The sequence below is a fragment of the Shewanella sp. SM29 genome (genome assembly GCF_025654245.1).
In the GTDB taxonomy this organism is placed as follows: domain Bacteria; phylum Pseudomonadota; class Gammaproteobacteria; order Enterobacterales; family Shewanellaceae; genus Shewanella; species Shewanella oncorhynchi.
Genome location: NZ_JAKKRN010000016.1, coordinates 1 through 14,972 on the forward strand (window position 1 = coordinate 1; position 14,972 = coordinate 14,972).

At 40.2% G+C, this 14,972-nt stretch carries 11 protein-coding genes; 4 read left to right on the forward strand and 7 right to left on the reverse strand.

The genetic code is table 11. From position 1 onward, the window contains the following. Window positions 1-1,068 precede the first annotated feature (1,068 nt). The 7 genes from L5L77_RS12445 to L5L77_RS12475 all read right to left on the reverse strand — a co-directional run bounded on the left by L5L77_RS12445 (window position 1,069) and on the right by L5L77_RS12475 (window position 10,320). Complete coding sequence (locus tag L5L77_RS12445) at window positions 1,069-3,387, reverse strand: DUF2254 domain-containing protein (RefSeq protein ID WP_263222826.1); 2,319 nt, start codon at window positions 3,385-3,387, stop codon at window positions 1,069-1,071. A gap of 800 nt (window positions 3,388-4,187) precedes the next feature. Further along, entirely contained in the window at window positions 4,188-7,451 is a 3,264-nt protein-coding gene (locus L5L77_RS12450) for a PIN domain-containing protein (protein ID WP_263222829.1), read from the reverse strand. 5 nt (window positions 7,452-7,456) lie between these two features. Then, complete coding sequence (locus L5L77_RS12455) at window positions 7,457-7,816, reverse strand: hypothetical protein (protein WP_115015616.1); 360 nt, start codon at window positions 7,814-7,816, stop codon at window positions 7,457-7,459. Between the two features lie 148 nt (window positions 7,817-7,964). Continuing rightward, on the reverse strand, window positions 7,965-8,240 hold the full coding sequence (locus L5L77_RS12460) for a transcriptional regulator (RefSeq protein WP_263222831.1): 276 nt from the start codon (window positions 8,238-8,240) through the stop codon (window positions 7,965-7,967). Between the two features lie 125 nt (window positions 8,241-8,365). Continuing rightward, a complete protein-coding gene (locus L5L77_RS12465; RefSeq protein WP_263222833.1) occupies window positions 8,366-9,622 on the reverse strand; it encodes a Y-family DNA polymerase in 1,257 nt (418 codons plus the stop codon). Further along, a complete protein-coding gene (locus L5L77_RS12470) occupies window positions 9,622-10,029 on the reverse strand; it encodes a LexA family protein (RefSeq protein WP_107404054.1) in 408 nt (135 codons plus the stop codon). The genes L5L77_RS12465 and L5L77_RS12470 overlap by 1 nt, the downstream gene beginning before the upstream one ends. Window positions 10,030-10,089: 60 nt before the next feature. Beyond that, window positions 10,090-10,320 (reverse strand): hypothetical protein, encoded by a 231-nt coding sequence (locus L5L77_RS12475; RefSeq protein WP_006087124.1) that lies wholly within the window; start codon window positions 10,318-10,320, stop codon window positions 10,090-10,092. 648 nt (window positions 10,321-10,968) lie between these two features. On the opposite strand from L5L77_RS12475, the gene hxsD reads away from it, so the two are divergent. Genes hxsD through hxsA form a run of 4 tightly spaced genes read left to right on the forward strand, consistent with a single transcriptional unit; the run spans window position 10,969 to window position 14,524 of the window. Further along, on the forward strand, window positions 10,969-11,274 hold the full coding sequence (gene hxsD, locus L5L77_RS12480) for a His-Xaa-Ser system protein HxsD (protein ID WP_219255591.1): 306 nt from the start codon (window positions 10,969-10,971) through the stop codon (window positions 11,272-11,274). Then, a complete protein-coding gene (hxsB, locus tag L5L77_RS12485; protein ID WP_263222835.1) occupies window positions 11,274-12,755 on the forward strand; it encodes a His-Xaa-Ser system radical SAM maturase HxsB in 1,482 nt (493 codons plus the stop codon). Before hxsD ends, hxsB begins: the two co-directional genes overlap by 1 nt. Continuing rightward, window positions 12,748-13,950 carry a His-Xaa-Ser system radical SAM maturase HxsC gene (hxsC, locus tag L5L77_RS12490; protein WP_263222837.1) on the forward strand — a complete coding sequence of 401 codons (1,203 nt, stop codon included), beginning with the start codon at window positions 12,748-12,750 and terminating at the stop codon, window positions 13,948-13,950. The genes hxsB and hxsC overlap by 8 nt, the downstream gene beginning before the upstream one ends. Beyond that, window positions 13,934-14,524: a His-Xaa-Ser repeat protein HxsA gene (gene hxsA / locus L5L77_RS12495; protein WP_263222839.1), complete on the forward strand. Its 591-nt coding sequence runs from the start codon at window positions 13,934-13,936 to the stop codon at window positions 14,522-14,524. The genes hxsC and hxsA overlap by 17 nt, the downstream gene beginning before the upstream one ends. Window positions 14,525-14,972: the final 448 nt, after the last annotated feature.

Genomic DNA, 14,972 nt, shown 5'->3' on the forward strand with positions numbered 1-14,972 from the left:
CAAGCCAGAGCTACAGTGCAACAACTGCAATAAGCCTTGGTGGTACGATGATTTTGACTCGTTATTTATCCAGTGCCCACATTGCCAAGGCGAACTGCGACGAGTCACGCCAGAAGAACCATTTAGACATCGTTAATGTGTGATAAATATAGTTATCACACATTGACAGTAATCAAGCCTCAATGCCGATAAGTGACGTTATCGGCATCCCCAAGCCCTCTCACATAAAGCTGCGCACAATGTATATTATGTTAAATGAAGAATATTTGCTACTTACTTAATCACTAGTGTGTGTGGCTTGTCATTCCAAATGAGTTTTGTGTCATTTCGTGAGTCTGACTTTTTTTATTATATATCAAGGTCATAACTCACTCCTTCAACAGTTTTGCTCCATTATGGTGCAAAACTGTTCATCCAGAGCGCATTAAACTTTGTGTTTGCTGCTTTTTAACAAAGTGCATCTCACACGCAGCTATGCGAACACTTTTGAAGTATAGATGACGTGTTAGAAATGAATTTTATGAAACAATGCCCCAATCAAATTATGTTGCTCCATTAGAATGATTACTTACAATAATTCATAGGTTTACCAAGCTTAATTGAAATTGGTTCGTAGCTATATTTCCACTGCTAAATCTTACCGATTAATTTGTTGTAATGTTGATGACGTGATTTATCAACATAGGAGTCGCTCGAACACATCACCAGTTCCACTTGACTGTATCTTAAACAATTTAATCGTCGCTACGTGAATGCTTTGGTATATTGGACTCGCAAACTAGCCAGAAACACCTAGCAACGCGCTTATGCTTGTCCAAAAAGTCACAATAAAATACTAAGATGTTGCCGATTTTGAGCTGCTATGGACATAAATATGTCATTTTCAGGAGTTTTTATAGATATCGAGTGAAGCGCCCTAACCTTCTTTGGGACAAAAGCGTGTTAGGACGTGGGCCGTATCAGGCGAATTTCGGATAAAAATTTATATGGATTAACGCCTAGCTCACCGGCAAAATGCGAGTGCAGCGAGTATTCTGTCCGGTGAAGCTGCTTGTTGTGTGGCAAATTTCATTTTTCATTCAAAGATTCACCCGGTTTGGTATTATGAATTTCAGGACATAAATGATCCGCTATTCCATGCAGTAGTACTCTAATTCTCGCTTGGTCGACACGTGCCATTGCCATGTTTATATCTCCATGACCATAGCCGGAACGATATTTATCTGCTTCTTCACGTAGATCAGAGGCGGTTCTTGAACGAATATCAAAAGTAGGGGCATCTTCCTTAGAAATATATGCATCAATATCAGTGAATAGTTTCTCATCTTGCAACTCAAGGATGAGATTTAAGCATGCCAAGCCGCAACAAGCTGTTTGTAAGGATGCCCAACCAGTCTGATATTTACCGACCTTACGTGTCCAGCTGAGAAGTAAGTCTCTAATTTCAATGGCCTCCCTATCACAACCCCGTTGATGTGCATCTACTGCGGACCCGAATATGTTATCTGCGATTCGGTACGTTTCAATGTATTTTATTGTTACTTCATCGTCAGGTATCCATGAAAACACATAAATCAACCAACGAGCCGATTTTCTTAGATTATCTCTATGATGATCATCGCAAACATCCGAACAAGAAACAGCGAGGAGTAATTTTGTGATATGTACTATCCAATGGACTAAATCGAATGTAAGTTGAGATCTTTTCTCAATAGCCAGCAATAATAATTCCTTTTCTGTTTGATACAACCCATCCGCCCACTCCTCTATATGGCCAACAACTCGCTGTGCTGCTTCATCACCAGAATCCGCATTTGATAAAGCATTTACTAATACCGTCAACCATGCCATTAATGTATCGTTGCTGGTTCCGGAATAGTAAGGCGCTAAGCTTGTGCTATGTACTCTCGTCAGCGGGGAATCAGGTATCTTGAGGTACATTTCTGCAATCAGTTTTATATCATCTCGCACCTCTTTGACCGCATAACGGACTTCCCATGACTTGCTTCGCAGTAATTCGAAAGTGAGAGTTGCAAGCTGTTTAACGGCTACTTGAGATGCCGGCTGGTAGTTTTTATTAACAGCGCCAGTGCAAGCAATAAATGCGATTTTCTCCGAGATAGAAGCTATGTACTCAGGTTTGTCATGTGCAACGATAAGTCGAGCAGCATTTCCTAACAGTGATACGCCTTCAATTAACACGTCAGCCATATCATGCGGAATAACACTTTCCACTGCACTTATCAGATAGCTTGATACAAGATGCGCATGCGTCCGTGCAGCATGCTCTTCGCCATATTCAATGGAAAGGTAGAGCTGTATGAGCTGAAGTAGGCTGTGTAGATTTTGCTCAATGAATTGCTCATCTTTTCGTGAAACGCCTACTTGCACATTCTGCCGCAAATGCTCAAGTGTATTTGTTAGAAATCTATCAGATGCGAGCGGATTTTCTAAAATATAGCTGTTTGAGAAGAACGTTTTTCCCTTTGTTTTAATATACAATGCATTGATTGCAACTATCCCATTAAGTGCAACTCGTGAAACCTCGTGGTCACCTTGTTCTGCGTAGCGCCTTGAAAAGGTTATGCAATAGGAAATTGCTTGCTCGGCTGGTGCTGTCCAATTTGGATGCAACTGAAAATAGGTAACACGATCCATATTGTATTTACCCCTGATTTTCTCATCTTCTTTTTCATCACTTGCATTAGCTCGAAATATCGGAGTCGTCCGCTTTACGGCTCTGTCCCATATATTAAAATTCCTTTTCGTATCAGCGACCACCAATTCCAATTGCGTAGTAGGACTAATCAAAGCAAGCGCTCTGCGATACGCAAGCACAAATAGCAATATAATTAACAACATACACCAAGCTGTTGCTGCAGTAGCGCCCGCCACCCAGGATTTATCTGGTACCAGCGACAACCCTGCGATGATCACAGCCAAAGAGAATGTCGAAACAAATGCTCCAAGCAGTCTAACGTCTGAGCTAAACTTCCTGAATAAGCCATGCGGCATACGCTCTACATTTACCTGCATCGCGAACATAATGAGTGAGAAAGCAATCGCGGTAGCGCCAATCATGGCCCCACCAAGAGAAAGGAATAGCGCCTTAAATGAGTCTAGTAGTTCTGGCTTGGAAAAATGTGGTTCGAGATAAGTTTGAAGTGATGGAACAAGTATTGCGCTTACCATCATTAGAGCTGCTAGAAGAATCAAGCCTAATTTGCCAGCATATTTAGACTTGAAATTGAAAATCCAGTTTTTTCCAAGATATAGATATTGCCATCCTTTGGCATGCCAGAGAGACAATGATTCTTTCGCTCTTGATGTAATAGCAAGGGGTATTTGTCTTATCTTTTTCCAGTGCAATATGGCTTTATCGAGCACAGTTTGGTGATCCCTTTATATAATGAAGCCGTTAGAATCAATTCACAGGGCAAGTAATGTCCCAGATTCATAATGTTAGCATCGGTAAGACACACAACATTTTATTCGTGCGCATGCACGTTTACCTCGTTGGACCAGTAAAAGCGTGCGCGGTTAACTATCTGTATGCAAAGAACTTATCAGCTTTCTGCCAAATACACCATCTGGAAAAACGCGCATGCGCGTTTTCCAAACCTATGAACTAAAATTCGGTTACTATATTCAACTGATTTTATAGATTTTTATTTATTTCGGATAGAATTAGTGCGCACTGATTTTGTCTGAAAATCATACCAAACACCTAAGTTTAAATACGACTGTATACCCATACATTGTTAGCCGATTTCTAGTAAGGCCAAATATAGGTAAATAGATAAGAATATGTATGGCAGCAGGTGTGGGAATTTTCGGTTGAACTAACGAGCCGAAACTCGTTTTGGGGCATAAAGGATTTAGATTTAGAAATGGCAGCGTACCGCATAGGATCGCTGCCATTTTAGTATGATACTTTAATACTCAGTATGAATCTTTTTTACTTAGTATGAGACTTTATTACTCTCCCACACCAGGGCAATGGATTGAATACAATGATGAGCTGCTACAGGCCCAATTCCGTTTGTGAGAATTGTCGGGCACAAGGCTAGGAAACAGGAGCTTTACTGGATGGCGCATTAGTGTTCGCCTCTAACTCCCCTTTTGACTCGTTATTTAGGCTATTCAATCGTGAAATTTTGATTAAACGGCCCCAAACGAGAGGTAAGTTAGTTTTCAAGTCTTCGAAGTGCTCTTAATTCTATATCGATCTGCTTAGCATCTAAAAAATACCCTTGCACAAATCGTCTGAATAGAGCAAGGCTAAACCTTGTCAGGTAAGGCATTGCCTCAAGTTTTCTTAATACTTCTGATATCAAAGCGGCCAGCCTTTTTTCACTGGTATCCCCTTCAATGCATTCCATAGAGGATTTACAGCAAGCATAAACAATATTCTCAGTATATCTCCAGCTAGACAGTGATAATGGTTGTCTGTTATCCAACCCTATAAACGCTGCACATATCGACTTGAGACAGCATGCGGTGAGAACTTCAAGTGCAATTTCGCTAGATGGATAATGATTAGGATACATTTTAATAATTTCGGCTGCGAGATATTGCCCTTTCTCTTCATAAGTACATAGTTGAATTACATCTTGATGCATAAGTGGTACAGGTAGCCCAAATTGAACATGACATAGAGCGCTCCTATTTTCATCAGTTTTTGTAGCGGTATTAGCATCAATCATAAACTGGTTTGTATTCACCAGATTTACATTAAGTTGATGATAAAAAGAGCAAAGCATTGAGTCTAAGCACAGGAAAGGTATCGAGTGTGAAATGGCTAACTTTAGTGAGCTATAGTGAGAAATATCAAAGCAATCTCTCAATTGAGTTAACATTTCTGGCATATCAATACTGCGGGGTGAAAGCACCTCACATTTTCCTATCAACAAACGTAGATTATTAATCGAATCATCTCGGGCAATATCTTTCGAAGTTGTTTTGATAAAAGCATTTTCGACTTTTGCGATAGATAAATAATCGTCACGACTAGTATCTCGTAGCCAACCTGAGACAATATCTTGAGTCTCTCTTGTGACATACAATTTGATACCAGAACGGAGTACTCCGTGAACCAAACCAGTCAATGATAAATAAACTAACGAGAGCATATCTAATATCGCAGATTCTTTAGGAGTTTCACCATCAGAAAAGAGCCTTAAGCTCTTGTTGCTCTCCTTATCACAAAGGTATAATAATGAGCCTTTTACTAAGTCGTTACTATGGGTTTGATTTAACCGCATTAGAATAGGTATTGGCCGCTCCCCTATCTCTGGCTCTACGATTTGTTTCTGTTGGGACATTTCATCTACCCATTTCAGAATGCCATCAACACCATCATCCTCAAAAGACATTTTAAAAAAACTATCAGTACCTGTGTTTATGTCGTTACGAATATCTATAGATATCCTTACAGCACCGACACTTGGTGGAACTTTTTCAATAATCTTATATTTTGCCATACCCAATTTAACTTCATCACCAACCTGCGCATCATTGAGTAACACACCTAATGGACTCATAGTATCGATTAAGTATTCACTATGACCACAATTATCCACTAGAAGTTTTGTGTATTGACGTTTTCCAAGACTATACACAACGGCTTCAGCGCAACGTTCTGAAGAATATTGAAAACCCATAGGATCTTGGAGTTGCTCTAGATGATTAAAGTGTAAGTTCGTAACATGAATAGACATTTCAACGGGAGCGTCGATAAACCATTCAAGCATGAATGAATCGGCAAATCCCAAATCAACGCTAGCAATGTTGTGAAGAAGTCTAAGTCCTTCATCGCTGTATTTTTCTAAGATATTTTTTGGAATTTTTTTAAGTAAGGCCGTTATTCTCTCTCTCTCAGCATTCGTCAAGATCAAGAGGTGTATCAATATCCCCCAGTAATAGCAGGAGTTACGAAATTGCTCTATACCTTTCTCCGCCAATTCAATTGCTGTCGAAAAATCCCCAGATTGTGAATATCTTCTAATTTTAACAGCTAAAAAACGGTAACTTTCATCAATGCCTTCTACTGTATCAAGCAAGCGATCCAATTTTTCAATCTGGTCGGACTCTAATAACGCCTCCGCATAATCTTCAAGAACTGGACTACACCAAGGCGTTTGAGGTAGAAGTGGCTCAACTAACTTAACAACATAAATAAATAACCCGACCCTTTTTAAGTCAAGGCACAGTTGATGAATAGCTAACACATTGAAGTCTTTTAATTTATCAGTACTTGATTGCAGAAAGTCTTCTATACTTTTAGACAATTTGATCTTTTGCCTCTGATCTGTAGGAGTACAGATCATTGAATCTAATATTATTCGAATAAATTCTTTAAGTTGGTCATCGGGTACAGATACATCACCACCTTTATCCAACCATCTTTTAATCTCGTGGTTTGTAATCGAGCCTTGTAAAAACGCTGAAGAAACCTGAGAAAAATCACTTTCGCTTATAGTAAGTTCTCCGTCTTTGAGAATCTTCTGAGCAAAACCGTGTGTATCAATGTCGCTTACTTTGAATGGAGGAAAATCATGGACTTCAGGTATAATCTTTTCTACTTCTTCAAGATTCTTAGAGCAAAGTTTTATTAAAGCAATGACTTGAAACCATGATGTTGCTAGTAGAACAGCAGCAACTCGAAATATACGCGTATCTTCAATTCTATTTGCAAAGTCTAGGCATTCAGAGATTTGATCTTCAAGCTCTTTCATTTGATCTTGGTTTACAAGCCAGAAATGTCGTCCGCTAATATCTCTATTTAGTTTAAAAGCCTTAGATAAAGATAAAAGAATCGTGCTATTCGTATTTGGATATCTTGTATTAAGTTCAGTTGCAATATTTGCAGCTAGAAGAAAATCTTCGTTTCGAATAGCACATCGAACCCCCGAACATAACTCGTGTTCAAATTTTTCGGATAGACCGTCAGCGATGAACAGTTCTAATTCTTGCCTATCAGCAACAATTTCATAAAACACTTCATCAGTGAAACTTTCCTTGTACTGAGATGATTGGTAACGCTTCCTCGCAGTACTATGAGATGCCTGTGCTAAGTGGTGAACATAAATTGACTCGACCACATCTTTAATCACCTGCTTACAAGAAGGATTTCGAAGCAGTTCAACGAAGATATCTTGATGAATCGTAATTTTTTTTCCTTGTAAAAGACAGAGTTTGTAATTAAGCAACTTAAGCAGACTGTGACACTCGTCATCAAGAGAGGTGACAGAATTAATGCTCGTTAAATATGCTTCTGCCGTCTTCCAATCTCGGTGGGTAATCGCATAAAGCAATTGTCGAGTAAACGTAACCAAATCATTTGAAGATAGACTAGTAATAACCAAATTGCCGATTGAGACAGTTGCATTTTCAGCCGCTTGAACATTGTGACCAATAGTTGTGACTTGAGAAGAGGAATCAGAAGGCATTGTTTCTACTCACTAGTATTAGTGATGACGATATCACCAATAGAAATAGTGCTATTTCCATTGTTACTGACGTTGTGACCTATATGTGAGGTTTGAACTACAAAATTATTGTGTTCATGTGCTTTTATTTGCTTCAAAAGCTTAGTTAGGGGTTGATGTTCTTGAATTTTTCGTTCGATGGCATGAGGAGCAAGATCTTCGTTGATTCCAGCTTCTTTCAACTCTTCAACCAGCAGCTGAATCTGATTGTCGTCAATAAGCCAACCTTGAAGTTTTGATTTAAGTAAATCAAACCCTATCATTGCTCCACCCTTGACTCCATCGTAAATAAGTCCAGACAAAATTGTTGCTGTAAGAAAATCCATAATTAATCCTAACTATCACCTTTATCGAGTGGACTGAATCGCCACAGTTAATGTAGCCACTTTGCTGCATTACTAAAATTTGGTCAATGCCCTGATGCTAGAGTTGGTCAAACGTCAGGCTGATAAAACGCTTTGGGGCAACAGTGAGTTACATTGGGAAGTGTTCATTTTCATATGATTCAACTAATGAAATCCATTTTTCAAGCTCGGAACCTTCAGCGGTATTAGGTATTGCATCAAACAATCCTTCAATTTTCTTTAAAGCTGCACGATACTCATCATCAGAACTCAGAGGTGTCTCTTCGCAATAAGTAATAATCTCATTCCCGACAGAAGGAGAATCAACCCTTGCCGCTAAGTCATCAGGTAGTGGTGCGGTAGCATCACATTTTGAGAGCAATATATTGATTTTAGTATTCTTCATTATCAATTCCTCTATTCGAATCGTCACAGTTACAGTAGCCACTCTGAAGTATGACTAAAAATTGGGTCTAAGCTATACTGACACGCTTTGAGGCATTAACGTGTTAATCCATCTACTGTCAGATATCAACATTTTATCTCTGGCAGACAATGCCACTTGGTTGTGTATTGTGGCGTGAGCTGGTCTCGGCGCATGGCCCATTTTTGCTCGATACCTTGGGCGGCAATGAATAAGGTGTCTGTGCCATAACGTTGATTGATACCATCAAGGATTTTCATTAATGCTGGCTTGGCTTTTGAGACATTGAATAAATCTAACTGGCCATGCTGGGTGCTGACCAAATCAATCAGGCCAACACCGACTTTATAATAACGTACGCCGGTACGGAAAAGTTGAGATGCTGCTTGTGTCATACCCTGAGTGAGTTCAATGCTGCAATCGGTGGCACAAGCAAAGTGCACTAAGGTTTTAAAGCCAGTTGGGCGTTCATCGTAGGGAGAATTGCTAGCAAACAACAACATGGTTTTACAGCTTGAGCCTTGCTTACGCGCTTTCGCTGCAGCAATCGCCACATGTTTACTTAAGGCTTGCAGTAAATCCTCATACTCGGTAATACGCTCGCCCACACTACGAGTTGAGAATATTTGCTTCTTATCCGCCCTCGCCTCGTCCCACACTTTGCACGCTTGCCCATTGAGTTCACGCACAGTGCGTTCTATTTCAATACTAAATTGCTTCCGCGCTAAACCTGCAGGGATTTTGGCTAAGTCATAGGCGGTCTTGACGTTCATCAATTCAAGTTTTTTGCTTATCCTGCGCCCAATACCCCAGACATCATTCACATTCATTGATTGTAAAATTGAAATCCTGTCTTGTTCATTATCAATAACACACACACCATGATAGCCAGGTAACTTCTTTGCCGCGTGATTGGCCGCTTTAGCCAGTGTGAGTGTTGAGCCTATGCCGACACAAACCGGTAAACGTGTTTCTTTCCAAACTGCTTTTCGAATCAACTGACCTTGGGTTTGTAAGCACTTAATGGCGGGGTAACAATTTTTAAAGGAGAGAAAGCTTTCATCAATGGAATAGACATGCTGCTCTGGTGCAAATCGGCCAATAATATTCATCATCTTTGCGGATAAATCAGCATAGAGTTCATAGTTACTTGAACAAACAATGACACCTAATTTCGTACACAGGTCTTTGACTTGAAAGTATGGTGCAAACTTAGGAACGCCCCGTTCTTTCGCTTGCTTGTTTGCCGCTACGATGCAGCCATCATTGTTGCTCAACACAATCATTGGCTTACCACGCCAATCAGGTCTAAATACCTGCTCGGCGCTGCAATAGAAACTGTTGGCGTCTACTAAGGCAAACATCAGATGTCAGCTAATAATGGACTTTGGCGATGGCAACGAACAGAACGAATAACAACCCCTTCAATCGTAAAATTATCATAGTCGTGAATAGGCTGAGGTTGGTGCTGCTCATTCGATGACAGCAGCATGCGATGCGTTTTATCGAGGATTTTACATACAAATTCACCGTTGAAATTGGCAACAATCACATCACCATGACGCGCGGTTTCCTGGCGGTCAACAATCAGTAAATCGCCATAAAAAATGCCCACGCCCTGCATTGAGTCACCTTTTGCGATACCAATAAAGGTCGCACTAGGATGCACAACTAACAGCTCATCAAGGCTGAGACCCAACTGACTATATTCAGCGGCAGGGCTTTCAAAGCCAGTAATACCGGCACTGGCATAGATGGGAATAATACGCATAGTTAACACCACTGTTTTTATATACAGTAATTATAGGCGTTGTTAGGTAACTGGCAAGAATTATTGTGATGTTTCGATGTAACACCATTGGTTCTTTTCTTTATCAAACCCCACGTCAAAATTCACCGCGGTGGTGTCACCCGTCTGGTCTCTCTTTGCAACGATATCTTTTAGTTCAGATAAATCATCAACACAGGTGAGTTCCGACAACTGCACCAGAAACATGATTAAGAAGCTAAAAGCGGTTAAAAGTAATGTTGTGACAAACACCCGCACTGGTCTGAAGAGCATGGTTCTGCTTTCCTTTGCAAATAAACAACCTGTTCAGCTACGTTGAAATGTAGTAACAGCGGGTCAAAAATGCAAAATCAATCAAGATGACCAACTTTTCATTGAGCTTGTTCAAATCATCATCTTCGCCAATACTCAATTGGCTACATTTTTCCCAGATATAACTAACTAATAAACAAAGACATTAGCTTTGCGGCATACAAGGAGTTAACAGTTCATGGCTGCTTAATTCGTGAGAAGTACAGGCTAGACTTGGGCAGCGCACATACTGATTTTTTTCACTTAGTCTATTGTATAAAGAGAGAAATATTGAGGAATTAGCCTAATGTGCGGACGCATAAGCATTGATAGTTTTCTCGCTAATACGGTATCCCTTCAACTGGGTGTGCCATTTAATCCACAAACTAACCTTGATTTGCGCCCTACTGTAGTGTGCCACTACAGTAATCCTCCAAACTCAGGTCAAAATGAATCTCTACAAGTTTGTGCTATCTGGCACAACTTGTGATTTCAATTTTTCTTCAGCAAAGATAAGAAATGATTTAGATGTAAAACTTTGATCTACGTAAAGAACGGCTCTCTAACGATAGTGTAATTTATATGGTAAGAACCGCTTTCTCCCCCCTACTGCAAAGGATTGTGAAATCAATGCCAAAATCTCCTGAAGTGTATATCACATTTGATTGTAATATTTACAGTAAAGAGGCAGTTCTTAAGGCCTGTTACCAGTTGGCAGATATAGCCGTTTTCGATGTCAGTTCCCAAAAGAATAAAATCACCGTATCCGCAGTGGTTCATTCTACCAGTAATACTTCGGCAGATGAATTGTCTAACGATCTGAAAACTTCGGTTATCGACTATCAATTGCGTGAGAAAATTGAAGCACAAACTAATAAAATCAAAAACATATTAATCAGTGCTGCATTAAGTAACTCTTTGAGGGCGTCGAACTGATGAGAGTAGCTTCTCCAGAAACTTTTGCATCACAGAGTTATCGTTTACTGCCATTTCGGTTTGAACGTGTAAATGATGATAGATTTTTACTCATCAATGAGGTTGGCGAACATTGCTATTTAAATTGTGCGGATTTAAATGACTTAGTTGATGGATCCTTAACCACATCAGGAAAAACCTTTCAGAATCTTGAATCTAAATCATTTGTTTACAGTGAAAAGAACAACTTTGCGCTGAGAGCTTTCAGTGCAAAATATAGGGCAAGAAAATCATTTCTGTTTGATGGTCCAGCGCTACATATTTTTGTTTTAACACTCAGGTGCGAAAACTCGTGTGAATATTGCCAAGTAACACGAAGAAGCCCTGATGCAGTTAAGTATGACATGCCACTTAGTATCGCAAAGCAGGCCGTGTTGCGCATGTTTGAGTCACCAGCAGAAAATCTAACGGTCGAATTCCAAGGTGGAGAACCACTACTTGCCTATGACGTACTAAAGTACATTATTGAACTCTGCATAGAACTTAATATAACTGAACAAAAAAATTTGCAGTTTGTTGTAGCTACGAGCCTGCAAAATATAGACATGGAAATGCTCGAATTTTTCCACCTCCATAACGTTCATATTTCTACTTCGGTCGACGGTCCTCAATGGTTACACCAACTCAACCGGCCAAATAGTTGCTCAAATAGTTATGAGAAGACAATGCATGGTCTTGAAATGGCTAGGAGTGTTCTGGGACATGACAGAATAGCAGGAATGACCACTATCACTCGTAGTAGTTTAACTGCGATAAAAACCATTATCGATGAGTATGTACGTCTTGGTTTTCACTCGATTTTTCTACGCCCCTTGAACATGTACGGGTTCGCAGTGAAGAAAGAAAACAAGGTAGGTTACTCATCTGAAGATTTTAATAAATTCTATGAGCAAGCGCTTAAGTACATCATAGAAATCAATCAGCAAGGCTATCGTTTAGATGAAGTAAACGCAGCTTTAGCGTTAAACAATATCCTGACGCCACAGGCAAATGGATATGTCGATATGCGTTCGCCATGCGGAGACGGTACAGGAGTCTTGGTATACAACTACAATGGAAAAGTGTATCCATCGGATGAGTCTAGAATGCTGGTTGAAATGGGCGACGAATCTCTCGCACTTGGTTCGGTTAATGAATCATACCAAGACCTGATGTCATCAAGTGTGTTGAACACTATCTTACACGCAGGGATTGCTGAAGCCCTACCTGGATGCTCTGATTGCGCATATTTACCTTACTGCGGAGCGAATCCAATACAAAATTACTCTCGTTATGGCGACATGATTGGTCATCGAACATTTAGTGCTTTCTGTGCAAAGCAAAAGTTTCTTTATCGATATGTATTCAATTTATTGCAAGACAAATCTAATCGTACTGTCTTCAATAGCTGGTTGCCACATAGTCTCTGTCAGAGAGCCGAAGAGGGGCTGACAAATGAATAAAGGGATCCCATTAAAAACGAGAGCAGAGATCAATGCATTCAATGGTTCGAAGATGTTAAAAGTCATAGGACTGGATGAATTTGTGTCTAGCGGCATATGCGATAACAGACATTGCCTGCTTCTGCCAAATTATGATCCAAACCAAAGAGAGTTACTCAGTCTAGATTGGGGAGCTGTTGCTATACAATGTGGTGGCATACCAAGTAATCTAACAGTTCCGGTTATCAGTAAACTAGAGCATCCTGAAGTCATCTCTACTGGAGATGTGATTGTATTAAACGAGAATAGAGTTGATATTCTGTATCGTCGTAAAAGCACTGCGAATCTGCTTTTTGTCACAGAGAGATGCAACCACCAATGCATCATGTGCTCCCAGCCGCCAAAAGTGCTAGATGATGGCTGGCGTTTTGAGGAGTGCCATCAGCTACTGGAACTCATTGACCGAGATATCCCTGTTTTAGGTATTAGCGGTGGCGAGCCGACATTGCAACGCGACGGATTTCTAAAACTGCTTGAGCATGCCAAAAAAGCTCTGCCATCAACGCAATTGCATATCCTGACCAATGGGAGTGCTTTTGAAGAATATCACTATGTCGAGCAGATCATTCAGTTAGGCCATCAACAAATTGTATGGGGAATTCCAATTTATGGTTCTACTCCTCAACAACATGATTACCACACACAAGTTCTAGGCTCATTCAATAAAACCATGCATGGGCTCTACAATCTTGGGCATGTCGGAGCACAAATAGAGCTAAGGGTTGTACTAACTCGACCAATCATAGAAAACATAGTAGAGCTATCAGAGTTTATTGTTAGGAACCTTCCATTTGTATCCACTGTCGCCTTAATGGGATTAGAACCAACCGGATTCGCCAGAACAAATTATGAAGCCGTATGGTGTGATTTAAATGAATACCAAGAAGAATTACTCGAAGGAACACATGTTCTACTAAGCTCAGGGCTAGATACCGTCCTTTATAATATTCCACGATGCCATGTTCCCAAATCACTGCGTTCTATCGCAGTACAAAGCATCTCAGATTGGAAAAGCAGCTCTAGGAAAGAATGCGAATACTGCGAAGAACAGGATCTTTGCTGTGGTTTTTTTAAATCTCATACCCAGCGATTTAGTGAGCAAAATGTTATGCCCATTCAGTTAGAAAGGAGAGCAGAAAATGTGGTTAGAACTTAATAAAATCTGGCGATCAATTACAGGAATCCTTCCAACAATTTCAGTTGCTTCTATAGGCGGAAGTACATTATTGGTTCCTCAGGCGTATGCTATTCCGTCAGTGACAATGGCAGAGATTGATAGCGCTCAATTGAACCGCTTGGTCAGTTTTGACATGCAAATAAACGCAAACAGCGAAAACTTATATGCAGGTCATCGTTCTCATTCCAGCCACCGTTCTCACTCAAGCCACAGATCTCATTACTCATCTAGGACTGGAACGAGTTCATATCCATCCACACCTAGCCCTATTAATACACAGCCAAATACTCCGACATATCCCAGCTCAGCAGCTCAAAACAGTTCTGTATCAGATACTCCGTCTTATCAGGGCAGTAGTGATACCCTGAAAGCATTAGTGATGAGAGTTCAAATCGTACTTCTCAGAAATGGTTACAACATAGGAGCGATTGATGGACTAATGGGACCGAGTACTTCATTAGCACTGAAATCATACCAAAAGGATATGGGGCTGAAGATGACGGGGACCATGACAACAGAGACACTAACTAGCTTAGGAGTTTCACTTCCATAAATGCAATGTCATGAACAATGTATAAAACGCCACCGTTACAGTAGCCACTTTGAATCATTATTAAAATTTGGTCAGCTTGATTGAAGCCATACGAGTTTCATTGCCAGTGCTGATTTGAAAATGATTTGTACCTTAATATGTATTAACATGCAGAAATCGCGTGTTTACGCGCATATTTTCACTGTTTCAGCAGCAAACTACAGTAAAACGCGATTTAGTTGCTGTTATGCACATGAAAGTGCATAACTACTCAGATCTTGAGTGTGTCATGATACTGAAGTCTTGTTCGTGTCATAGCTAGATAGTCTTAACGCTTCACGCTCTCTCTATAGAGCGCATAGCATCACTCACATCTGCAAAGTGCTGACCGATGAACTCATTGTTGCCATCAAGTGACGCATTTCGATGTCTCTGTTCGCAGATCAATATCAGATGTAGAAAATTCTGA

What these genes read in the sequence shown, in the direction of transcription:
- hxsA (WP_263222839.1), top strand. Translation starts at nt 13,934, where the DNA reads ATGTGGTTAGAACTTAATAAAATCTGGCGATCAATTACAGGAATCCTT.
- hxsD (WP_219255591.1), top strand. Translation starts at nt 10,969, where the DNA reads ATGCCAAAATCTCCTGAAGTGTATATCACATTTGATTGTAATATTTAC.
- hxsC (WP_263222837.1), top strand. Translation starts at nt 12,748, where the DNA reads ATGAATAAAGGGATCCCATTAAAAACGAGAGCAGAGATCAATGCATTC.
- L5L77_RS12475 (WP_006087124.1), bottom strand. Translation starts at nt 10,320, where the DNA reads ATGCTCTTCAGACCAGTGCGGGTGTTTGTCACAACATTACTTTTAACC.
- L5L77_RS12455 (WP_115015616.1), bottom strand. Translation starts at nt 7,816, where the DNA reads ATGGATTTTCTTACAGCAACAATTTTGTCTGGACTTATTTACGATGGA.
- L5L77_RS12470 (WP_107404054.1), bottom strand. Translation starts at nt 10,029, where the DNA reads ATGCGTATTATTCCCATCTATGCCAGTGCCGGTATTACTGGCTTTGAA.
- hxsB (WP_263222835.1), top strand. Translation starts at nt 11,274, where the DNA reads ATGAGAGTAGCTTCTCCAGAAACTTTTGCATCACAGAGTTATCGTTTA.
- L5L77_RS12465 (WP_263222833.1), bottom strand. Translation starts at nt 9,622, where the DNA reads ATGTTTGCCTTAGTAGACGCCAACAGTTTCTATTGCAGCGCCGAGCAG.
- L5L77_RS12460 (WP_263222831.1), bottom strand. Translation starts at nt 8,240, where the DNA reads ATGAAGAATACTAAAATCAATATATTGCTCTCAAAATGTGATGCTACC.
- L5L77_RS12450 (WP_263222829.1), bottom strand. Translation starts at nt 7,451, where the DNA reads ATGCCTTCTGATTCCTCTTCTCAAGTCACAACTATTGGTCACAATGTT.